Source organism: Rhizobium sp. BK196, assembly GCF_014193255.1.
Classification (GTDB): Bacteria; Pseudomonadota; Alphaproteobacteria; order Rhizobiales; family Rhizobiaceae; genus Rhizobium.
The window spans coordinates 163,049-183,864 of the sequence record NZ_JACHZB010000002.1; the positions used below are offsets into that span (position 1 = coordinate 163,049).

The window sequence follows — 20,816 nt, forward strand, 5'->3', positions numbered from 1 at the left end:
GCGATGCGGCCATGTCCTCACATTGCCGTATCGCCATTCAGCTGACGCGCCGCCCGCGAATGTACATCGCACCGAGATTGCCGGAAGACGACGTTTGGGAAGGCAAGCGTAATGACGAAGGATACAGACCTCTTCCCTCCCGAGACATTGCAGGAACTGAAGTACCTGATCGCTAAAAGACGCATCGTCTTTCCCGACAGTCTCGAGCGCGTCGCACGAGAGATCATGGATCGCCCAGAACTGATGGCTTTCGAAAGCGCCGCCGCGATCGCGCGCCATTGCGGGGTGTCTCAAACGACGGTTCACAGACTTGCGCAGCACATTGGTTTTCGCACGTTGCGCGACTTTCGCGCGATGATCAAAGATCACATTCGCGAGACTGCGGCAAAACAGTCTTTATATCAGGGACATAGCGGTGGCTAGGGGTCTGCGCTCGACGCGACAAATCTAGGCTATATCGCCATATCACCGGAGTCCACTTGGTCTATCGTTACCGAGGTTGCTAGCAGCAATGGCTTTCCGGGCGAATGCGCGACGCTTGCCCATGTACCGACCGGTGTGAGGGGAACAGATTGCGCAGCCCTTCGGCGTCCAGACGTGGGACTGGAACCTCGGCAGAGCTTCGGCATCATCGCGACAAGCGACCGGATCCCTAATCCGGACCTCGCGCGTACGCGCTCGAAGATTTGGGAAAGCGATCGGCACGGCTGATGGCGATATTGCCGCCAAAGCAGTTGCGCATGGCCTCGCAGTCGCAACACGCGACACAAGCCCGTTCGAAGCCGCTGGGTTGAAAGCGATTAATCTCTGGTCCCGATAAACGACGAACGTATGCCGGCGCTACGGTCTTCTGGTCTATCCCGTATCGCTTCGAAAGCGTTCTCCCTCGATTCCAAGAAATAATGCACCATCAAATGCCGGGAAAACATTTAGGGTCAGCGCCGGCGCCGGTCGAGAAACAGCAGCCATGCGGTCCCGGCAAGCCCCGAAAAAGCACCGACCACCGCGGTGCCGGAATAGCTGGTGACGGCGGTTCCCGCCGCAAAAAGGAGCGCACTCAACCCGGCGCTGAGGAAGATGTTGACGGAGATCAACGCGCTGCCGAGACCCGGCCGCTCGGCGATCAGATCCTGAAGGTAGGTGATCGGGATGGAGATCAGCGACGCTGCGCCAATGCCGCTGATGATGGTGAGGGCGTAGACATGCCAGGGTTGATCGGCAAAGGCTAGAAGCGTCAGATAGAGCGCATAGATCAATGCCCCGAGGGTAAGGGCTGCAAGCTGGCTGACGATGCGCAGCATGCGCGACCATACGATAATGAAGACCACTTCCAAGAGCGCGACGATCCCCACCAGAATTCCGATATCGGCGACCGTGCCGTGAGCGGCGCCGGTGATGACGAGGGGAAATATCGCGTCGTTTACATGCAGCGTGCTGCTGATCAGCGCGACCGCCATGACCCGGCTGATGATCCTTGGAGAGATCACCTCGCCGAGAGCGGCCAGATAGGAGAGATGGTGCGTGGCAGCTCGGTCGGTGCCGCTTTGCCGCGGCAGCAGGATGCCGATAAGGCCGACACAGACCAGACAGGACATGCAGGCAAACAAATAGGCCGGCAACATGGACGGCGAGGAGGAGAGCAGAACGCCCGTAAACCCGGGAACGAGCACCCAGGAAAGCGAAATCATTGCCCGTGTCCCGGAATTGACGGTCGCAATCTCGCCGGACGCCATTCCTCTGGCCGCCGCGCGCACATTGGCAAAGAGCAACGAGTTCAGCGATCCATAGATCGGCAGCAGCAGGAGAGCGCTGAGAACAAAGATTTCCCGGGTTGCGAAAAAATAGACCGCGCCATAGCCGAGAATGCCGAATGTCGCGGAAACGAGCATCATCGTGCGATATTCACCGAGCCGGTCGGCAAGATTGCCGAAAAGAATGCTGACGACGACGTTGACGGCTGCGGCTGCGAAGATCAGCGCGGAGTAAACCCCGTTCGACAGGCCGAGTTCGACGATACCGACCACGGATCGATAAGGGTTTGTAGTCGCGCCGGCAAAACCGAACGTGAAGATGGCAATCATGCTCACCCGGATTGCAGGATTGCGGAAGACATCGGGGATCAGGCGGTTCATCGTCATCATCAGCAATGGTTTGGAGCGCATCAGCGAGGACGAGCAAAATTACCGTCTTTGCAAGGATCGCCGTGGATCAATGTCAGTCGCGCCAGCGGGGAGGGGAGCACTGGCCGTTTAGCCGAATTTCCTTTTGAATGGAAAGGTCAAGCTGGTCGCGCCCGACCCTTGCCAGGGGCGCCCACTTTCGGATCAAGATCGTGGCGCCGACTGCCTCTCGATTACCATGTTAAAGCGTTGGGCTCAGCGGCGCGATCGCCGCGAACCGGTCCCAATTCTTGGCTGCCCTCGGCGTCCAGGCAGCTTCGGCAATTGCTGGAAGACGCGGGAAGACGAGACGGTTGAAATAACCGCGTGACAGGAAATGTTCCGACCAGATGCAGGCCTGGACACCCTTGAGCTTGTGCTTCAGCTCTTCAGGAAATTCGCCGGCCGCCTCATAGGCATAGGTGTGGGCTGGTGGAACGGTGCCGGCCCAGCTTGCGCCGGGTTCCTGGAAGGCCTCGGCCTGCACCATGTCGAGATAGTAGGCCTGGCCCGGCGTCATGACGACGTCATAGCCTTGTTTGGCAAGTTCAATGCCGACCTGGGGATTTTCCCAGGCCATCAGCAGGCTGTCCTTCGCCGCGACCCCGCCGCCATGGGCGACCTCGTTCCACCCCGCAAGCTTGCGGCCACGCTTGTCGAGCATCGCCTTGATCCGTTTCAGGAAGTAGGACTGCAATCCGAAAGTGCCGGAAATGCCTTCCTCGGCCATCAGCTTGATGGCAAGCGGCGAGGCGAGCCAGGAGCCGTTCGCCACTTCGTCCCCACCGATATGGATATAGGAAGAGGGAAAGAGCTCGACCATTTCGTCGAAGACCGTCTCCAGGAATGCATAGGTCAGCGGCACGGCCGGGTTCAACGCATTGTTTGGATAGCCCTGGACCGAATGGTAGCTTTCGGGTGCTTCCTGGCCGTCCGTCAGATCGGGAAGAGCGATCAGCGTCGCTGCATTGTGGCCGGGAATATCGATCTCCGGCAGGACCTCGACATGAAGGGAGCTTGCATGTGTGACGATGTCCCGGACATCGGCCTGTGTGTAAAAGCCGCCGGCAGGCTCGGCACCATTGCCAAGTTGCGGCAAGAGCGGCTCGTCTGGACCTCGCAACACGCCCGCAGTCGTCAACTGCGGATAGGCCTTGATCTCCAGGCGCCAGGCCTCGTCGTCGGTCAGATGCCAGTGGAAGATGTTGAGCTTGAACCAGGCAAGGATGTCGATCAGCCGCTTGACGTCGTCAACGGGGTAAAATTGCCTGGAAACGTCGAGATGGCAGCCGCGCCAGCTGTAGCGGGGCCGATCGGAGATCGTTCCGGAAACCGGGAAGCGGAATTTGCCATTGCTCGCCCGCGCCCCATGGAGCATCTGTGCGAGCGAGGTCAATCCATACTGGCGCCCCGCAGTGCCGGCATAGGAAAGTGTCACGCGATCCGCCGAGAAGGCCAGCCGGTAGGCTTCGGCGTCGAGCGAGGCATTCTTGCTGAAGGCAAGGGCGCGCCCCTGCGGCGAGGCGACCAGATTGAAAACCGAATGGTCGCTTTCGAAAAGGCGACGGGTTAGTGAAATGCAGGCAGATATTGCCGACAATTCGTCTGCGCTGGCACCCTCCGGATAGAGAACGACCGGAAAACTGTCGCCCGGCTTCGCATCGATCTCGGCCGGCCAGGGCTGCAACGCAAAAGGCAGGTCGAGGCGGCCCTCGGGCAGGAGCACGGGCGGAGGTTCACTCACACGACCTTCGAGCAGCAGATCGGAAACGGCGACCGGCACATGCTTTCCGGATGACAACGTCAGATAGGCCGACTTGGCGCCGTCAGTGCAATGCCGCGCCGGGCGGTGCAGGCCGGCGACCGTGAAGGTCCAGCGGTCGCCCGCAGCCAGGGTCAGTCCGGCCGGTGGTTCGAATTCATGAAAATTGGCGTTGCGTCTCAGAAATGTAGCATTGCCGCATGCCGCGGCATCGATGACCCGTGTGAGCGAAGTGTAGACAAGCGTGAAACCGGAAAGCGCCTCACTGGAAAGATTGAAAAGCGTGAAGGTGAAAGCGCCATTCGTCCCACCATTGGGATTCCAGCTGCTTTCCAGGCGATAGTCGGCCGGTTTCATATCTCGTTCCTCTCGGTATCTTTTATGATTTTCAGTAGTGCTCGGACTGGGAGAACGTCCGGGCAAGCTCGGCCTGGCCGGCTGTCAGGCCGCAGTCGACCGGCAGGCAGACACCGGTGATCGCCGCAGCCTGCGGCCCCGCCAGGAAGGCGACGGCATTGGCGACGTCCGTCGGATCGACCACGCGCTGCAGCGGATACCAGCGACGGGCATCCTCGAAGACATTGGGATTGGCGGCCGCGCGAACCTCCCAAGCCCGCGTCTTCACCGTCCCGGGGGCAACGGCGTTGGCGCGGATACCAAATTTTCCGTATTCGACGGCAACCAGCCGGGTGAAATGCAGAAGTCCGGCTTTGGCCGCGCTATAGGCCGGATGGCCGAACACGTTCATGCCGTTGACCGAGGCAATGTTGACCATCGAGCCCCGAGACGCCTTCAGCTGGTCTTCGACGGCGCGGAAACAGAGAAATGCCGCTTCGAGGTTGAGCGCATTGTCGGCACGCCAGATTTCCGGCGTCGTATCATGCAGGCTGACGGCGCGGGCAGCACCAGCATTGTTGACGAGGGTGCGCAGACTGCCGAGCCCGGCCGTGCGCGCGGCAAGAGCCGCTACACTTTCCTCGCTGGTCACGTCGCATTCGACGACGACGAAGCGGTCGGCTGGCCCCAATGCGCCGGCAACGGCTGCCGCAGCGTCGGGATCGATGTCCGCGAGCACGATAGTGTCATGATCGTCGGCGAGCCGACCAGCGATTGCTACTCCGATATCGCCTGCTGCTCCGGTCACGATGGCCACTGATCGTGTCATTGCTGCTTCCTTCTGTTGATCAATCACCGAGCAGTTGCTTGTCGTCGTCGCCGTCGCGATAAGTCACCAGCTGTTGCTTGATGCGCCTCAGCGTGACCGTCGCCTTCGGTCGGACGGCGTAAGCGACAAGGCTCGCCAGGATATCGACGGTCGCGATGTAGGCGATGCGCGTCGATGTCGGGCGGAAGATGTTCGTGCCTTCAGGAATATCGATCGGCACGACGATATCGGCGGCCTTGGCGACCGCGCTGCCCGTCTGTGTCAGCGCAATCGTCTTTACCTTGGCTTCGCGTGCCAGCGCAAAGGCCCGAACCAGCTCGGCATTACGACCGGAAAAAGACGAGCCGATGATCACATCGCCGGACTTCGCCGCTGCTGCCATCATCAGCTGCATGCCGTGGTCGGAGCTGGCCGTGATGCGCAGGCCAAGCCGAAAGAGCCTGTTTTGCAGTTCATTGGCGATCATCGAGGAATTGCCGCCCGAACCGAAGGCGTAGATCATCTCCGCCTTGGCGATCTGCGCGACAGCCGCTTCGATTGCGGCCAGATCCAGCGAGCGGTGCACCAGAAAAAGGGCGTTCTGCGCCTTGGTGATAATATCCTGAGCGACATCGGCCGGATCGCTGCTCTTTGATTCCGGCTTCAGGTAACGCACGCCGACATGGGCGGTGCGGGCAAGCTGCACCTTGAAATCGGAAAAGCTGTCGCAGCCGAGGCGGCGGCAGAACCGCGTGACCGTCGGCGGCGAGACTTCTGCGCGTTCGGCGAGCTCGATGATCGAGGCATTCACGGCGAATTCGAAATCATTGACGACAATGTCGGCGATGCGACTCTCGGAGGCGGAGAGCCGGCCCCTGTCTTCCTGCAATGTGGAAAAGATGTCCAAGCCGATCCTCCCGCCGATCGTCAGTCAACTCTTCTTCTTGTAGGCAACGCAGTCGATCTCGATCTTGCAATCAACCATCATCGACGATTGGACGCAGGCGCGGGCCGGCGGATGTGCGCCGAAATAGTCCTGGTAGATCTTGTTGAAGGTCCAGAAATCGCGCGGATCGTCCAGCCATACGCCGACGCGCACCACATCCTCGACGCCGTATCCGGCTTCGTCGAGAATGGCGAGCACATTGGCGATGGTCTTGTGCGTCTGGGTAACGATATTGCCGTCGATGATCTCGCCGTTTTCCATCGCCACCTGACCGGAAACATAGAGCCAGCCATCGGCTTCGACGGCGCGCGCGAAGGGCAAGGGCTTGCCGCCGGCGCCGGTCTGAACAGTGCCATATCGCTTGATGGACATTCCTGATCCCTGCAAATTATTTTCTTGATAAGTTGACAAGGGACCATAGAAAGCGGATTTTGACCAGTGAAAAACGCCATTTATGAAAAGAATTTAAATCGAGGGGCGGAATATGCGTGATCCTTTCAAGAATCCTTTCCAGCCCTCCGACGCCGCACGGCACGCCATCTGGGAGATGCTGGTGCCCCGCGACATCGATGCCTTTCTGGCTGCCGACTGGTCAATGGTCGAAGATGATTTCATCGAGGAAGGCTTTATCGGCATCGATGGTGGCAAACAGGTCAGCCCCGACAAGTGGCGTCTGGCATTTCCGACGCTTGTCGCCTATCGGGACGAGTGGCTGAGGCAGGCAAAGGAATTTGCGGCACAGAGCTTCGCCGAGGATACGCGCAGCGCCATCTTCACGACCACGAGGCTCGAGGACATCGAGATCGAGGGCAACACGGCGCTTGTCCGCAAGAAATTCGACGGCAGCCTGACGAAGAGCGATGGCACCCGCGACCTCATGCAGTGGCAGACGCTCTATTATTGCAGGCTCCACGAGGGACGGTGGAAGATCTGCGGATTTACCGGCTACCTGCCGAACCCGATGGGTTGAGGCGGCGGCGTAAAACAAGGCTAACCCACTTGCGCATTTTCACGGCGGCACTGGCGACCGAAACCAATACGTTTTCCCCGATCTGCGTGGATCGCCGCGCTTTCGAAGCATCTCTCTATGCGCCGCCCGGCCAGCATCCGGAAACTCCGACCCTTTGCACTGCGCCGATTACCGTCGGCCGCCGCGTCACCGCTGAAAAAGGCTGGGAGCTGATCGAAGGCACGGCAGCGTGGGCCGACCCGGCCGGCCTCGTCAACCGCCAGGCTTATGAAGGGCTGCGAGACGAAATCCTCGACCAGCTTCGCGCGGCAATGCCTGTCGATGCCGTGGTGATGGGCCTGCATGGGGCAATGGTGGCAGCGGGATACGAAGATACGGAAGGCGACCTTTTGACCCTCATGCGCGACATCGTTGGGCCTGATGTGCTGATCTGCGCTGAACTCGACCCGCATAGCCACCTGACCAGGAAGCGCCTCGAAGCACTGAATTTCGCGGTTTATTTCAAGGAATTTCCGCATACGGATTTCGTCGATCGCGCTGAGGATCTCTGGCGCATCGCCGTCGACACGCTTGAGGGCAGGATCAAGCCGGTCAATTCGGTGTTCGACTGCCGCATGATCGATGTCTTCCCGACCTCACGCGATCCGATGCGCTCCTTCGTCGACAAGATCATGCGGATCGAAAAGGAAGTTCCTGATATCCTGTCGATCTCCGTGGTTCACGGCTTCATGGTCGGCGATGTGCCGGAGATGGGCACCAAGCTGCTTGTCGTCACCGACGACAATCCGCAAAAGGGTGCGGCTCTGGCGCGCGAACTCGGCATGGAGCTGTTTTCCAAGCGCGGCACCTTCATGGTGCCGCAGATCGACGAAAAGGAAGCCGTATCGCGGGCGATGGCCGCCAAAAGCTGGCCGGTCGTCATTGCCGATGTCTGGGACAATCCGGGTGGCGGAACCGCCGGCGATGCCACCGTCATCCTCGAAGAGCTCCTCGCTCGCGGCGTGAAGAGTGCTGCGATCGGCACCATCTGGGATCCAATCGCCGTTCAGATCTGTTTTGCTGCGGGCGAGGGTGCTGAAATTCCGCTGCGCTTCGGCGCAAAATCGGCACCGGGAACCGGTAGTCCCGTCGACGGGATGGTGAAGGTCGTCAAACTGGTGAAGAATGCCGAGATGCAGTTCGGCGAGAGCCTCGCCCCTTTCGGTGATGCGGCTCATATCGTTTTGAACGGCATAGACATCATTCTCAATTCGACGCGGGCGCAGAGCTTCGATCCGAGCCTGTTTTCGGTAATGGGCATCGATCCGACCAAGCAGAAGATCCTAGTGATCAAATCGACCAACCATTTCTTCGCATCCTTCTCGAAGATCGCCGCTGAAATCCTGTACTGTTCGGCAGGAACCCCCTATCCCAACAACCCGGCGACGACCCGCTATCGCCGGGCGCCGAAGACCATCTGGCCGATCGTGGCCGACCCCCATGGAATCGAACGCGGAGCTGCCTGAGATGCATGACAACCGGTTTGCCGTCGTCGCCAAGGCTGGAGACAGGGTCGCAGATCTCTCCACGCCCCGCCCGATCATCGACGAGGACAAGCTGGCCGCCAACATTTCCCGGGTCCAGTCCTACATGGACCAGCACGGGCTGAATTTCCGCCCGCATATCAAGACCCATAAGATACCGTCGCTTGCCACGGCCCAGGTGGCGGCCGGCGCCAAGGGCATCAACTGTCAGAAAGTGACGGAAGCCGAGGTCTTTGCCGAAGCCGGTTTCGAAGACATCCTGATCACCTTCAATATCATCGGAGCCCCGAAGCTCGAACGGCTCGCTGCCCTGAACGATCGCATTTCCGCTCTCAAGGTCGTTGCCGACAGCGAAGTTGCGGTCGATGGCCTGTCCGCCCATTTTTCCGGCCGCAAACCGCTGACCGTCCTTATTGAATGCGACACCGGCGGCGCGCGCTGTGGCGTCCAGACGCCAGAGCAGGCGGCCTCGCTCGGCAAGCGCATCGCTGCCGCTGATGGGCTGACATTCGGCGGTATTCTCACCTATCCGAAGCCGCAATCAGCCGATGCCGTCGAAGCTTTCATCCAGGCAACACTGAAACAATTGACGGCCGAGGGCATCGCCTGCCCGATCGTCAGCAATGGCGGCACCCCCAGTCTTTTTAACGCGCATCTGGTCAAATCGGCGACGGAGCACCGGGCCGGCACCTATATCTACAATGACCGCCAGATGATCCGGATGGGACATTGCACGCAGGACGATTGCGCAATGCATGTCGTGGCGACCGTCGTATCGCGGCCGAATGCCGACCGCGCGGTCATTGACGCAGGCTCGAAGGCGCTGACTTCCGATCTTCAGGGCTTTGCCGATTTCGGCCTGATCGTCGGATATCCCGAGACGAAGATTACCAGCCTCTCGGAAGAGCACGGCGTCGTTGACCTTTCGGCCTGTAGCGGTCAACGGCCGCAGATCGGCGAAAAGCTCTTCATCATTCCGAACCACACCTGCGTGGTTTCGAACCTGTTCGACACGATGGTCTTCCATCGCAACGGCGTCGTCACGCGCGTCGAGGACGTCGCCGCGCGCGGGCTCGTCTGGTAATATCGCCTCGTTGAGACCTCTTCAGGCTGTTGCCGGAGCCAAGAGATTCATGTCGATATCGGTGAGCTCGACGCGGCGTTCGAAGGCCACACCTTCCTCGTCGAAGAGATGGCAATCGGCAGCGTTGATTCCGACGGCGACCGGCGCGTCCGCACGGATGCCGACACTACCGGGTAGCATAGCGCAGAAATTCTCCGTTTCACTGCCGAGTGCCGCATAGGCCACGGTGTTTGCGCCAAGCCGTTCAATGACACTCGGCGTAACCGTCAGCGAAATGTCGCCAGCGGCGAGCTGGATATGCTCCGGCCTGATACCGAGCGTCATCACCTTGCCGACCATGCCATCGCGGGGCTTCACCGGCAGGATTGCCGTCTGGCCGCGATAGTCGATGGTCGCGCTTGCCTCACTTGCGGATATGCAGGTCACGGGTAGGAAATTCATTTTCGGATTGCCGATGAAACCGGCGACAAACTGGTTGGCGGGCTTGTGGTAGAGCTCGAGCGGAGCGCCGGTCTGGGAAATATTGCCGGCATCCAGCACGACGATGCGGTCGGCCATCGTCATGGCTTCCACTTGGTCATGGGTCACATAAATCATCGTCGCCTTCAGCTGCCGGTGCAATTTGGCAAGTTCGATGCGCATGTCGGCGCGAAGGGCGGCATCGAGGTTGGACAGCGGCTCATCAAACAGGAAGATCTTAGGCTCGCGAACGATGGCGCGGCCGATCGCGACGCGTTGGCGCTGTCCGCCCGAGAGCATGCCGGGCTTCTGCTGCAGGCGCGTGCCGAGATGCAGGATACGTGCGGCATTCTCGACCTTTGCCTTGAGCTTTTCCTCCTCCATCTTCTCGACGCGCAGCGGAAAGGCGATGTTTTCGAAAACCGTCATATGCGGATAGAGCGCGTAGGACTGGAAGACCATGGCGATGCCGCGCTTGACCGGTGGCAGGTCGTTGACCCTGACGCCGTCGATGATGACGTCGCCTTTGCTCGTCGCGTCAAGGCCTGCGATCATGCGCAGGAGCGTAGACTTGCCGCATCCCGAAGGCCCGACGAAGACGACGAATTCGCCGTTCCCGACGTCAAGCTCGACGCCTTTGAGAACTTCGTAGTCGCCATAGAATTTTTGAACCTTGTTGAGCTGAAGCTGTCCCAAAAATCTGTCTCCGGTCCCGGCCTGAACGCGCATGAATTGGTCGGTGAGGATCGCAGATCGTCAACCTGCGATCCTCGAGATCGGTTTACTTGAAAGCTTCGATCTCGCTGGCAGCTTTCTTGAGGGCGGCTTCAGGCTCAGCCTTACCGGTGACGACGGACTGGATCATCTCGATTATCGAGTTCTGGAAGCCCTTATAATCGGTAAAGAGCGGCTCCGGACCGCCATAGCTGATGCCCTCGATAAGCGGCTTCCAGTAGGGGTCCTTGGCGACGAACTCGTCGACCTTCTTTGAGGGTCGCAGCGGGGTGAGGCCGGCGCCGCCCTGCAGTTCGTATTCCGACTGAACATCGGGCGAGGTGATGAACTTGGCGAATTCGATCGCCTTGTCCTCGACGCCCGATCCCTTGAAGATCGCAAGGCTGTCGGTGATCAGCAGCGTGCCGGGCCCCTTGGCGTCGGGACCGAGCGGCAGCGTCGTGATACCCCAGTTGATCTTCGTCTCCTTCAGGCGGGTGGCGGCGCCCGATCCTGCCTGGATCATGGCGACCTTGCCGTCGAGGAAGATGGCGCGGACTTCGTTCTGCTCATAGGCGGTCGGGCCCTCTTCGGCGTAAGCCGAAATATCCTTATAGGCTTTCAGGGCGGCAAGGATCTGCGGGCTGTCGAGCGTGATCTTGCCTTCGGCATCGGTCACGGCACCGTTGTTGGTGTAAACCCAGTGCATGAACTGATGCATCGTGTTGTCGAAGGTCTTGGCGGACAGACCAAAGCCCGGAATACCGGTCTTTTCCTTGATGGTCTTGGCCATCTCGATTTCTTCAGCCCAGGTCTTCGGCGGCTTCTCGGGATCGAGGCCGGCCTGTTTGAAGAGGTCCTTGTTCCAATAAAGCGCCTTGGTGGAGAAGGCGATCGGCACGCCCCACTGATTGTCCTCGAAGGTGACCGTGTCAACGATGTGCGGATAGTAGCCCTTCTTTTCGTCGTCCGTCATCGGAACGGGGACGATGAGGTCGTTCTGCGCGAATTCCTTCAGCGTGCGCGAGCCGACATAGGCCATGGCAACAGGCGTGCCGGCAGCAGCCAGCGTCGTTGCCTTGTCCTGGCATTGTGCCCAGCCGACGACTTCCGGTGCGATCTTCCAGCCGGCGTTCTTGGATTCCCATTCCTTGATGTATTTGGTGTGGACCGGATCGATCGTGTCGCCGCAATAGATCCAGCTGATTTCTTTGTCGGCTGCCTGGGCCGTGACCGCGGTCAATGCCGTGGATCCAAGCAGGGCGAGCGCCATAAGGCCTGTCTTGATGGTAATGCTCACGTCGTTACTCCCACTTTCTGTGTTAGCTGTTCACTCTTTATTGTTGGTCTTATTGTTTCACCGCACCGGCGGTCAGGCCGCCGACGAGATAGCGCTGAAGGAAGAAGATGACGATCATCGCCGGCGCGATGCCGACGAAGGAGGCCGCCATCAGTTCGTTCCAAATGACCTCCTGCTTGCCGAAGTAAGCGAAGAGTCCCACCGGCAGGGGCATGTATTCGGTCTTCGAGTTGAAGGTCAGCGCGAAGATGAACTGCTGCGCGTAGGCGCCGATGAAGGTGGTGATCGCGACGACGATAATTCCCGGCATCGCAATGGGCAGAATGACGCGACGCAGCGTATAAAAATGGCTGGCGCCATCCATATAAGCCGCTTCGTTGAGTTCCTGCGGAATGCGGATCATATAAGTTCGCAACAACCAGATCGCCGAGGGGATCAGGAAGGCGACGCCCGGCACGATCATCGCGAGATAGGTATTCAGCACACCCATGCTGCGCATCAGCCGGAAGAGCGGGATGAGCAGGACGGCGCCGGAGAACATGTTCACCGTCAGGAACGCGCCGAGCAGGATGCCCATGCCCTTGAACTCGAACTTCGCGAAAGCGTAGGCCGCCGGGATGACGAGGCAGAGCACGATCACCGTGACGATGATCGAGATGAAGAAGGAGTTGAAGATGTAGCGCCCGAAGCCCGGCACGCTGATCCACATGGTCCGGTAGGCCTCGAACGAGCCGTTTTCGGGCCAGAAGCGGTAGGGCGAGGAGAAGAGCTGGGCGAGCGGCTTCAGCGACACCAGGAAGCCTTCGACGAAGGGCGACAGCACGAAGAAGAGGAAGAGCGCTATGCCGCAATAGATGAGGATGATTTCCCACCAGCTGTAGCGATCGATCATGGGACGGCTGCTCATGCGCGCTTCTCCGGGTTCAAGCGGCGGGTGACACGGAAGTAGGCAAAGCAGAAGAGCGACAGGAAGATGCAGATCAGCACCGCGCGCGCTGCGCCTTCGCCATATTTCTTCGAACCGATCGCCGTCTGATAGGTGTCGATGATCATCGTCGTCGTTTCGCCGCTTGGACCGCCTTGCGTCAGGATCCAGATGATGTCGAAGGAATTGAAGGTTGCAATCAGCGACAGCATCGACATGGTGATGATCGCCGGAACCATCAGCGGCAGCGTGATGCGGCGGAAACGGTACCAGCGGCCGGCGCCGTCGGTCCATGCTGCTTCGTAGAGGTCCTTCGGGATCGACTGGATCGCGGCGAGGAAGTAGATCGTCACCAGCGGCACGCCGATCCAGACGTCTGTGACGATCGTCGCCCAGAAGGCGGTGCTGCCATAGGCGAGGAAGGCGACCGGACCATCGACGAGGCCGAAGCGCTGCAGCAATCCGGAAATCATTCCGAACTGGCCATTATACATCCAGCCCCACATGAAGATGCCGATGGCCATCGGCACGATCCATGGCGGCATGGTCAGCAGCCGAAACAGCGATCGACCCGGCACGGCGGCGTTCAGCATTGCGGCGCCGAATGTGCCGATAATCATCTTCAGGGCGACCGAAAAGAAGGTCCAGATAAAGGTTCGAACAATGACTTGCACGAAGGTGGCGTTGAAGATCTTCTCGTAATTGACCCAGCCGACCCAGTTCGTCACCTTGCGCAGCGATGCATCCGTAAACGACAGGATGAATGTATCGACCAACGGATAGGCGACGATCGCAAGCACATAAAGGACAGCTGGGAGGAGAAGAATCCAGGCGAAGATGACGGCACTTTTCTGAGCACTCATCTTGCCGGTCTCCTCAAGCCGCCCTTGTGTGGAGCGCCTCGTCGAAGCGATCCCAGATGGGACGGAGATCGACGACCGTCTTTTTCATCCTCGCCTCGTCCATGGCGAGCGCCAGAATTCCGGCCTCCAATGCGTTCAAGGTCGAGACCGGGAGTTCCAGACCGGTTCGAACGCTTTGGAGAATATCGGCTGCCATCTGCTCGTCGGCGCCGTAGTGCTGCGACAGTTCAGTCGCGGCATATTTGTTTTCGACGATCTTGTTGCCGGTCAGCTGCTCGTGGACATCAAGATAGCCGCGCACGAAGTCGCCCTCTGCCATGCCGCGCGAGCCCATGATGGCGAAACGGCGGAACTGGTCGGGAACGTTAAGATTGGTATGGAAATTCATGCCGACGCCATTGGCGTATTCGACGATCGCCACCTGGTAGTCGATGATGTCGGCGTCGCTGTCGAACACCTTGTCGGACCCCATCCAGCCGCTCGGTTTGCGGTGGAAGAGTTCCAGATCGTTTATGCCTTCGCGCGCCGGGTCGTTTGCGGGAATGAAGCTCTTGCGGCCGCCGAAGCTTGCGACGCGTTCAGGGCGGGCGCCGACAACGCCATTATAAAGGTCGAGGTCGTGGCAGCATTTTTCCAGCATGAAGCTGCCGGAATAGCGCTCATAGCGGCGCCAGTCGCGCATGAAGAAAGCGCCGTGATAGGGCTCTATATGCTCGGAAGCTTCGATGGAGACGATGTGGCCGAGCTTGCCTTCGGCCTGTATGGCGCGCAGGTCCTTATAAAGCGGCGAGTAGCGCAGCACGAGACCGACCATCAGCCGCTCATGGCCGAACTTCGCCATCAGATGGGCAAGTTCGATGCTTTCGGCAATCGTCGTCACGATCGGCTTTTCGCAGAAGACCTTGAGGCCAGCCTCGAGACCGAGGCGGATATGATCGAGATGCATGTGGTTGGGAGAGCCGATCATCAGGAGATCGAGCTTTTCGGAGCCCAGAAGCTCCTGCGGCGAGCCATAGGCCTTGCCGGCAGAGACGCCCTTTTCCGTCAGTCCGGGAAGTCCCGCAGGATCCGGATCGACGTAACCGACGATCTCGAAGCTGCTGTCGATCGCCTTGAAGACATAGCCCAGATAGCCAAGCCGGAATCCCAGCCCTATCATTCCCACTTTCATGCCAACGATGTTCCCGGTTTCGTAATTTATTTTCTTCAAGTTGGGACAAAAATCAGAGGGCGTCAACCGAAAACGCGGCTGGATGCGCGTTGATGAAATTGATTTTCATCAGACGCGATATTTGTGCGGTTTTGCAAGGGGATCGCAAAGATCATGCACGCGGCGTGACGCTGTTTGTCCGCTCGACGCCTCGGGGGCGCAGAGGAGGGCAGAGTTGACCCCTTGTATCGGCATCTCATCTTGGGATGTCGTTGGCGAGGAAATCCAGTCGGAGGAAACGGAATTCTTGGCGCCGCCGCTGGAGTTATGACGGCGGTCCAGGTCCCGGGCTGGTCGAGCTCCAGCAGCACACCTTCCGTCAAATCGGTTTCATCGGGAAAACACGGATCGCACAAACCGATGGCGCCGCTTCGGGCGATAATGTCGCGGGATAACTGTCGCGCGGTACCGATTTTCAGCTCGGGTTGCTGAGATCGAGCGGCGCTAAGGAATTGCACCCCTCGCAAGATCATCCACCCGCTCGACGAGCTCCCCCGGATTGCTGCCACCGGCCTGTTAGAGCCGATGGCGATCGCGATCATATGTCAATAGCTGTGTCGCTTATCTTGCGCTTTCGGGGAACGCGGGCAGCCGTGAAACATGGGTGGGATCATGTTGGATGACGAGCGTTGCGTTCAATCCGGCGGTAATCGCCCGGAGGCGTTCCATCGATGCAATCGTGTCGGCGCGGTTTTCATTAAAGCCCGGCACGCCGTTAGCTACCAGATTATCTTCGAAATGCACAACATCGCCGGAAAGCAGGACCGGCCCCGTCTTTGCAAGCTTTACCAGGAGCGCGGCTTCCCCTTTGGTATGACCAGGCATCGACAGCATCATCACCGAACCATCGCCGAAGATGTCACGATCGCCGGTCACGAGGTCGAGTTTCGCCTTGCCGTCTAGCCAGGGTTTGACGAGATCCGGTACGACCGCAAACGGCGGGGGATTGTCGTGAAAAGCCTGCCAATCAGCGGCGCCGATCATAAGCGTGGCTTTCGGAAAAGTCGCGGCCTGCCCGACATGGTCGAAATGGTTGTGGCTGATGCCGACGGTTGCGATCTGCTCCGGTTTGATGCCGATCTGTTTCAATTGCATCGGGATGTCGGTTTTGAGCGAAGCGCCGATCGGCTGATCCTCAGCCGGTGCCTTGCCGATGAGGTTGGCTGGAAGCCCGGTGTCCCACAGAAGGTAGTCACCGCCATGGCGGATCACGTAGCAACTATCGGTCAGCACCCCCTTCTTACCGGCAGAAGCGAAGGTGTCCGAAAACATCGACAGATCCTTGACGACGATGTCGCCGCAATCCAGGCGCCAGAGTTCAACGTCTGGGGCAGCACGTGTCGGCGTGGAGGCGAAGGACAGCGACACGACCGTTACCGCGATCGCAAGGGGAAAATTGAAGGTCTTCATGAAGGTCTCCTTGTCTTGAAGATCCTTGTTATGGCGCCCTTCCTGGCATGCTGTGCGCCAGATTTGTGATCGCTTGAGCCCGAAACGCTCACCCAAGATATTTTTTCTTGCCAAGCCTTCATATAGATTTGCGCTCATGAACATGATGATCCGCGACCGACGTCCCGAGCTTTCCCACCGCCTGCTCGATCGACTCCGCCCGATGGTGGCGGGAAAGCTCGATGTCGGGATGCATCCTTATGGCGGGCAGCTTTTCGCCTATTGCTGCTTCGACCGAGAGCGGATGGCGGCTCTTCGACTTGATTGTCCAATGATCTGCGTCGTGCTCTACGGTCAAAAGGACGTGTGGCTTGGCGATCGCACCCGCTCCTTTACGGCCGGCTCGCTCTTCATATTGCCTGGTGGCGTGCCGATGGACGTGGTCAACATTCCGGACGATAAAACGGGCGTCTACGCGGCTTTGCGGCTTGACGTGCCCTGCCTGCCAGAAGGCATCCCACCGCTGTCGATTGCAGAGCGAGCCGGCAGTGCCGTCGATCTCGACTCCGTGCCGCTCAGCGCCGATCTCGTCGAGACGATTGGCCACGCAGCATCCACGATCGCCGATCTCAGCGTCGGCGAAACGATAAAAAGGCTCAGGCTGACGGAGGTCCTGGCGCTATTGCGCCCACTTGCCGAGGCACGACCGCTTTTCAGACAAAGCCTGTCTGACGATATCGCCTGGCTGATCGCGACAGCCCCTTCGCAGGCATGGAACGTGTCTGATGTCGCGGAAAAGCTCGGGATGGGTGCGTCAACGCTGCGACGCCGATTGGCTATGGACGGCACCTCCTTCCGGGCAATCGTACGGCGCGAGCGTCTGAAGGCTGCCCAACATGCAATCACGTCCGGGGCCACGGCAATTGCTGCCGCCGAGGCTGCGGGCTACGTTTCGCGCTCGCACTTTGCTCGCCGGTTTCGCGAAAGTTTTGGGACAAGCCCAACGGGGCGGACATAGCTTATCGACCTCCTCGGGCCTTGGAGCACAGGCCCTTGATGAGGTGGGATGGCCGCCCCTTGGCTGTACGCTCGTCACGAGCGGCACCCCGTCATGGTGACGAGGGATGGAACATTTCCTTCCGACGCGGCGTATCCATCCGATTTGATCGTAATCCTGATTTGTCGTGTCATTCATGGAGGAAATCGTGGCCCGCAAGAAAGAAACCACATCACTCATCTCCGAAGGTGCCAAACTTGGGGAGCCTGTGCCGCGAGCGATCGTCGACATCAACACGGCGTCGGTCGGCGTTCAACCGCAGCCGGAGTTCAACGTACAGGAAGAGCTCAGTTTCCTGCGAAACCAGTTGGAAAATATTAAACAGCAGCTTGCCGTCGCTACGGGCACGGTGAAGGGTGGCGCTCGTCGGGCTGTGAAGCAGACGCAGGCAACCGTGAAGCTCCATCCGATTTCCAGCCTCATGGCGGTGGCTGCGGTTGTGGGTGCTTTCGCCATTGCGATCACCGCATCACGCTCGACGCCGCCCCGGTCGCGCTACGACCGGAGGCTCGCCGATCTTCGCGATTTGTACGAACGGGCACGCGACCGCTTCTAGTTAGATTTCGGTATTGCCGAAGAGCGGGAATCTCTTCAGCTTCGTTCCTGCGCGAAGCGGGGGAACCATGCTCGACATCATCATTCAAACAAGCCTTGCTATCGTCGCGAAGACGGAGCGTCTGATAGAGAATGTCCGCCTTCAATGCGGCAGCCTGGACGACGTCCAGCATGAGCTCGACCGCCTTGCAGACGCCGTGTTCCTGCTGGAGGACGCTGCAAACCTGTTGCGTCGAACCTTTGAGACGCGGCCCGATATCGCACGAGGGATGGTCCACGCCACCCTCCAATGAACGGCGTAACGTCTCGGCATCGGCGAGCACGAGCAACTTGGATAAATTCCTTAACGCCGAGGTGGAGGTTGGCCGAGTGCCGGTAGCGGATGACGCTCCATTTAATAATAGCGACAATGGGCAGGGGTTTCCGTGGCGGTGCTGACTTGTCCGCAATTCTCCGGTTACCAAGTTGCGTCGAATGGAGGACGATCTTGTCGGATCGCTCTACTCAAGAGGCGTGTCTTCCATATGCTGGGGTGCCTCGCGGAACGGCTGCAGCCATGGTTCACGCCTCTTCGTCCAGACCGGGCAACTGCGATCCAAGAGCGCGACGGTAAGTGACACGCGTCACATGTCACGCGTTTTTCACGCGACACTCTGCGTCCTCATGCTTAGCTTCCTCAGCCGGAATGGGTTGGTGAGCCGTATTGCTGTGGGGACTGTGTAATGAAATTCGACACCTCGACGGAATTTGATCAAGTCATCCTGATATTCAAGGACCCCGGCCGGCGGCTGATCGTTCGCACTGCCCAGCAGGCCGCCAAAGCTTTGATCAAAGACTGGCCATCGGACGATGGCGAGGAATTTTTGTCCGCAGTCAAAGCGTGTCTCGACGTAATGACCGGAAAAGCCAGCAGCAACGAATTGAGAAATGCGATTCTTAGAGCAGCCAATGAAGCCGGTGTGGCTGCAGTCGCCGCCCTCCATTGAGATTGGTGATTACCGTGAAGACCATTAAGACACCTTGCCTACCCTGAGGGGGCACTGGCAGCGCCGCTCTATCAGCCCAGCATTCCGCTTTACGAAGCCTGTCCGCAACAACTGCTCAGCCTCAACGGACTGTCGACGCTGCGGCAGGCCGCGGCGACCGCTATTGGTCGGACGGCGGCGCGGCGGCATCGGCCAAAGGGACCTGACAATATTTGGCTGCGCACCGGGGGAGCATCGAGCCCGACAGCAGCACCACTGCCTTTAAGCGCTTACCTCATTTTCTTTAGCAATTACAATGATTTAAATAGATGCAGATGACAACGCGGATCGGGCCGGAACCTTGCCATGCGCATATGCACCTTGTAGCCAAGGCCGAGCCGGCCTTGCCCCGAGCTCGACGAAACGGGCATCCGAACCGACGCAAGGAATCGCACACCGAGATCGCAGACCTCGTACGGCAATGAACATCGTATTTTGACGGCCTGAGATTCGTCTTGGAAAGGTCCTGACAAAGCTGAATCTTGATTTCAGGCCGCTACGCGCGGCGGAAGGTTTCCAGCGATCAATTGAGAATTTCTCAAGAACGAAATGATAAACATCAATCCTCAATGAGAATCACTATGTGTAGAAACATTTGACGATGAATTCATCGCCCGCTCCCTTGGCATGCAAAGAGCTCTATCACACCGTCCGACAGTACGGACAGCGTCCTCTCTGGCGCCTTGCGACTGAATTCTTGCAGCGTGAAGAGCTGGGGCGTCATATTCTTCGATATTGCGTCGAGATGAACCGGGAGCGGTCGCCACGCAAGACTTCGAACAAGATCTTCGGTCAGCAATTCCGCTATATGATTTGCTTCAACCTGATCAGCAATTATATGAGCTGGCAGCGGGGCGATGGGGAGCCCCCAACCTTGAAGATGCTTCAGGAAACCGGTTTCGCCAGCCCCCGGCATGTCGCGGACCTGATTGCGCTTCTGCGCGACAGTAACCACGTCATCGCACAGCGGCAGACAACGGACCGTCGTTTGATTTATCTCATCCCGTCGCCGAAGCTCCTTCTCGAAGTGGCGCGTTCCCCCCTGTCCTTCCTGAAAATATCGGAAGATATCAAACCTGCCGATCGATCACTCGCCAATGTTCTTGTGAAGAACCCGGATTTCCTTGCTTTGTGGATCGGCCGGTCCGATGAGGAGTTCAAGAAGCTCGATACCGTCTTCCAGCCTTTTGCAAATATTGTGCAGTTTAGCACGCGCGATGCGGGCTACCTCATCCTCACGGCTGTGATTGGATCCTACTATAGCAATATATATCATGAGGAACCGTGGAAGACGGGCCTGGCACCGGAGAACCTTGCCCGACGCTTCGGGGTTTCGCGCCAGCATGTCCGCAACCTCTTTTCGGAAGCGCGAGAAAGTGGTGTGTTCGCGGTCAATCGTGGCCAGCTTTCCGATATCAATGCGGCGTTCGTCAGTGAGTTTGAAACATGGTCCGTTGGACAGATGGCTCACTATCGACTGCTTGCGGAAGAGATAGCCAATTTGGCTGCGGCCGGGGCAACTTCCGAAGCCTGAGCGAAAGCCGTTCCTCGACATCGCCTTTCAAGAAGATTGTCTCCGTCGCGTAACGGATCGATGCAAACTTTGGACTGTTTGCGAGCGTGCTCGTCTCCTATAAGGCGCTGGGGCAAAACATCAAAGTCATGAAGTGCGCGGAATGACCGACGGCCAAGGCACCACGTTTTGCGTCGGAGTCTGGACACTCGCGCCGA

At 58.9% G+C, this 20,816-nt stretch carries 20 protein-coding genes and 1 pseudogene; 10 read left to right on the forward strand and 11 right to left on the reverse strand.

All coding sequences use genetic code 11. The annotated features are described in order from the left end of the window. Nucleotides 1–111: 111 nt before the first annotated feature. Together FHT78_RS07400 and FHT78_RS29275 are read left to right on the forward strand one after the other, a co-directional pair. Nucleotides 112–423: a MurR/RpiR family transcriptional regulator gene (locus tag FHT78_RS07400; RefSeq protein ID WP_183742132.1), complete on the forward strand. Its 312-nt coding sequence runs from the start codon at nt 112–114 to the stop codon at nt 421–423. A 250-nt stretch (nt 424–673) separates the two neighbouring features. Beyond that, nucleotides 674–820: pseudogene (locus FHT78_RS29275) on the forward strand (VapC toxin family PIN domain ribonuclease); the annotation flags it as partial. A gap of 115 nt (nt 821–935) precedes the next feature. Here FHT78_RS29275 and FHT78_RS07405 read toward each other — a convergent pair. The 5 genes from FHT78_RS07405 to FHT78_RS07425 form a co-directional block, all read right to left on the reverse strand. Continuing rightward, the gene (locus tag FHT78_RS07405; protein ID WP_183742134.1) at nt 936–2,132 is read right to left on the reverse strand and encodes an MFS transporter; all 1,197 of its coding nucleotides are present in this window, start codon (nt 2,130–2,132) and stop codon (nt 936–938) included. A gap of 229 nt (nt 2,133–2,361) precedes the next feature. Then, on the reverse strand, nt 2,362–4,278 hold the full coding sequence (locus tag FHT78_RS07410; RefSeq protein ID WP_183742136.1) for a beta-N-acetylhexosaminidase: 1,917 nt from the start codon (nt 4,276–4,278) through the stop codon (nt 2,362–2,364). A 31-nt stretch (nt 4,279–4,309) separates the two neighbouring features. Further along, nucleotides 4,310–5,086: an SDR family oxidoreductase gene (locus tag FHT78_RS07415; protein ID WP_183742138.1), complete on the reverse strand. Its 777-nt coding sequence runs from the start codon at nt 5,084–5,086 to the stop codon at nt 4,310–4,312. Nucleotides 5,087–5,105: 19 nt separating this feature from the next. Beyond that, nucleotides 5,106–5,972: a MurR/RpiR family transcriptional regulator gene (locus FHT78_RS07420; protein WP_183742139.1), complete on the reverse strand. Its 867-nt coding sequence runs from the start codon at nt 5,970–5,972 to the stop codon at nt 5,106–5,108. Between the two features lie 24 nt (nt 5,973–5,996). Beyond that, nucleotides 5,997–6,383 carry a RidA family protein gene (locus FHT78_RS07425; protein WP_183742142.1) on the reverse strand — a complete coding sequence of 129 codons (387 nt, stop codon included), beginning with the start codon at nt 6,381–6,383 and terminating at the stop codon, nt 5,997–5,999. Between the two features lie 112 nt (nt 6,384–6,495). Between FHT78_RS07425 and FHT78_RS07430 the strand changes: the two genes are divergently transcribed. From FHT78_RS07430 to FHT78_RS07440, 3 genes are read left to right on the forward strand one after another with little or no spacing between them, the layout of a single operon-like run. Continuing rightward, nucleotides 6,496–6,981 carry a hypothetical protein gene (locus FHT78_RS07430; RefSeq protein ID WP_183742144.1) on the forward strand — a complete coding sequence of 162 codons (486 nt, stop codon included), beginning with the start codon at nt 6,496–6,498 and terminating at the stop codon, nt 6,979–6,981. A 29-nt stretch (nt 6,982–7,010) separates the two neighbouring features. Further along, nucleotides 7,011–8,486, forward strand: coding sequence for a M81 family metallopeptidase (locus FHT78_RS07435; protein WP_183742146.1), 1,476 nt, complete (start codon nt 7,011–7,013; stop codon nt 8,484–8,486). A 1-nt stretch (nt 8,487) separates the two neighbouring features. Further along, on the forward strand, nt 8,488–9,588 hold the full coding sequence (locus FHT78_RS07440) for a D-TA family PLP-dependent enzyme (RefSeq protein ID WP_183743418.1): 1,101 nt from the start codon (nt 8,488–8,490) through the stop codon (nt 9,586–9,588). Nucleotides 9,589–9,609: 21 nt separating this feature from the next. Here the strand turns inward: FHT78_RS07440 and ugpC are convergent, their stop codons facing one another. The 6 genes from ugpC to FHT78_RS07470 all read right to left on the reverse strand — a co-directional run bounded on the left by ugpC (nt 9,610) and on the right by FHT78_RS07470 (nt 16,469). Continuing rightward, a complete protein-coding gene (ugpC, locus tag FHT78_RS07445; RefSeq protein WP_183742148.1) occupies nt 9,610–10,743 on the reverse strand; it encodes a sn-glycerol-3-phosphate ABC transporter ATP-binding protein UgpC in 1,134 nt (377 codons plus the stop codon). An 85-nt stretch (nt 10,744–10,828) separates the two neighbouring features. Further along, entirely contained in the window at nt 10,829–12,034 is a 1,206-nt protein-coding gene (locus FHT78_RS07450; protein WP_183743420.1) for an extracellular solute-binding protein, read from the reverse strand. Nucleotides 12,035–12,110: 76 nt separating this feature from the next. Further along, nucleotides 12,111–12,968 (reverse strand): carbohydrate ABC transporter permease, encoded by an 858-nt coding sequence (locus tag FHT78_RS07455; protein ID WP_132654659.1) that lies wholly within the window; start codon nt 12,966–12,968, stop codon nt 12,111–12,113. After that, on the reverse strand, nt 12,965–13,849 hold the full coding sequence (locus FHT78_RS07460; protein WP_183742150.1) for a sugar ABC transporter permease: 885 nt from the start codon (nt 13,847–13,849) through the stop codon (nt 12,965–12,967). The genes FHT78_RS07455 and FHT78_RS07460 overlap by 4 nt, the downstream gene beginning before the upstream one ends. 13 nt (nt 13,850–13,862) lie before the next feature. Further along, a complete protein-coding gene (locus FHT78_RS07465; RefSeq protein WP_183742151.1) occupies nt 13,863–15,020 on the reverse strand; it encodes a Gfo/Idh/MocA family oxidoreductase in 1,158 nt (385 codons plus the stop codon). A gap of 600 nt (nt 15,021–15,620) precedes the next feature. Further along, nucleotides 15,621–16,469 (reverse strand): N-acyl homoserine lactonase family protein, encoded by an 849-nt coding sequence (locus FHT78_RS07470; protein ID WP_183742153.1) that lies wholly within the window; start codon nt 16,467–16,469, stop codon nt 15,621–15,623. A 136-nt stretch (nt 16,470–16,605) separates the two neighbouring features. Between FHT78_RS07470 and FHT78_RS07475 the strand changes: the two genes are divergently transcribed. From FHT78_RS07475 to FHT78_RS07495, 5 genes are all read left to right on the forward strand, one after another. Beyond that, nucleotides 16,606–17,466, forward strand: a complete 861-nt coding sequence (locus FHT78_RS07475; RefSeq protein WP_246715183.1) for a helix-turn-helix domain-containing protein — start codon at nt 16,606–16,608, stop codon at nt 17,464–17,466. Nucleotides 17,467–17,653: 187 nt separating this feature from the next. Continuing rightward, nucleotides 17,654–18,061 (forward strand): hypothetical protein, encoded by a 408-nt coding sequence (locus FHT78_RS07480; RefSeq protein WP_348644722.1) that lies wholly within the window; start codon nt 17,654–17,656, stop codon nt 18,059–18,061. Between the two features lie 67 nt (nt 18,062–18,128). Beyond that, nucleotides 18,129–18,353: a hypothetical protein gene (locus FHT78_RS07485; RefSeq protein WP_183742157.1), complete on the forward strand. Its 225-nt coding sequence runs from the start codon at nt 18,129–18,131 to the stop codon at nt 18,351–18,353. A 429-nt stretch (nt 18,354–18,782) separates the two neighbouring features. Further along, a complete protein-coding gene (locus FHT78_RS07490; RefSeq protein WP_183742159.1) occupies nt 18,783–19,046 on the forward strand; it encodes a DUF982 domain-containing protein in 264 nt (87 codons plus the stop codon). Between the two features lie 640 nt (nt 19,047–19,686). Further along, entirely contained in the window at nt 19,687–20,619 is a 933-nt protein-coding gene (locus FHT78_RS07495) for a MarR family transcriptional regulator (protein WP_183742160.1), read from the forward strand. Nucleotides 20,620–20,816: the final 197 nt, after the last annotated feature.

Excerpts from the sequence above, each read along its gene's own strand:
- FHT78_RS07400 (WP_183742132.1), top strand. The coding sequence starts at position 112 with ATGACGAAGGATACAGACCTCTTCCCTCCCGAGACATTGCAGGAACTG.
- FHT78_RS07405 (WP_183742134.1), bottom strand. The coding sequence starts at position 2,132 with ATGAACCGCCTGATCCCCGATGTCTTCCGCAATCCTGCAATCCGGGTG.
- FHT78_RS07410 (WP_183742136.1), bottom strand. The coding sequence starts at position 4,278 with ATGAAACCGGCCGACTATCGCCTGGAAAGCAGCTGGAATCCCAATGGT.
- FHT78_RS07415 (WP_183742138.1), bottom strand. The coding sequence starts at position 5,086 with ATGACACGATCAGTGGCCATCGTGACCGGAGCAGCAGGCGATATCGGA.
- FHT78_RS07425 (WP_183742142.1), bottom strand. The coding sequence starts at position 6,383 with ATGTCCATCAAGCGATATGGCACTGTTCAGACCGGCGCCGGCGGCAAG.
- FHT78_RS07430 (WP_183742144.1), top strand. The coding sequence starts at position 6,496 with ATGCGTGATCCTTTCAAGAATCCTTTCCAGCCCTCCGACGCCGCACGG.
- FHT78_RS07440 (WP_183743418.1), top strand. The coding sequence starts at position 8,488 with ATGCATGACAACCGGTTTGCCGTCGTCGCCAAGGCTGGAGACAGGGTC.
- FHT78_RS07450 (WP_183743420.1), bottom strand. The coding sequence starts at position 12,034 with ATGGCGCTCGCCCTGCTTGGATCCACGGCATTGACCGCGGTCACGGCC.
- FHT78_RS07455 (WP_132654659.1), bottom strand. The coding sequence starts at position 12,968 with ATGAGCAGCCGTCCCATGATCGATCGCTACAGCTGGTGGGAAATCATC.
- FHT78_RS07460 (WP_183742150.1), bottom strand. The coding sequence starts at position 13,849 with ATGAGTGCTCAGAAAAGTGCCGTCATCTTCGCCTGGATTCTTCTCCTC.
- FHT78_RS07465 (WP_183742151.1), bottom strand. The coding sequence starts at position 15,020 with ATGAAAGTGGGAATGATAGGGCTGGGATTCCGGCTTGGCTATCTGGGC.
- FHT78_RS07470 (WP_183742153.1), bottom strand. The coding sequence starts at position 16,469 with ATGAAGACCTTCAATTTTCCCCTTGCGATCGCGGTAACGGTCGTGTCG.
- FHT78_RS07475 (WP_246715183.1), top strand. The coding sequence starts at position 16,606 with ATGAACATGATGATCCGCGACCGACGTCCCGAGCTTTCCCACCGCCTG.
- FHT78_RS07485 (WP_183742157.1), top strand. The coding sequence starts at position 18,129 with ATGCTCGACATCATCATTCAAACAAGCCTTGCTATCGTCGCGAAGACG.
- FHT78_RS07490 (WP_183742159.1), top strand. The coding sequence starts at position 18,783 with ATGAAATTCGACACCTCGACGGAATTTGATCAAGTCATCCTGATATTC.
- FHT78_RS07495 (WP_183742160.1), top strand. The coding sequence starts at position 19,687 with ATGAATTCATCGCCCGCTCCCTTGGCATGCAAAGAGCTCTATCACACC.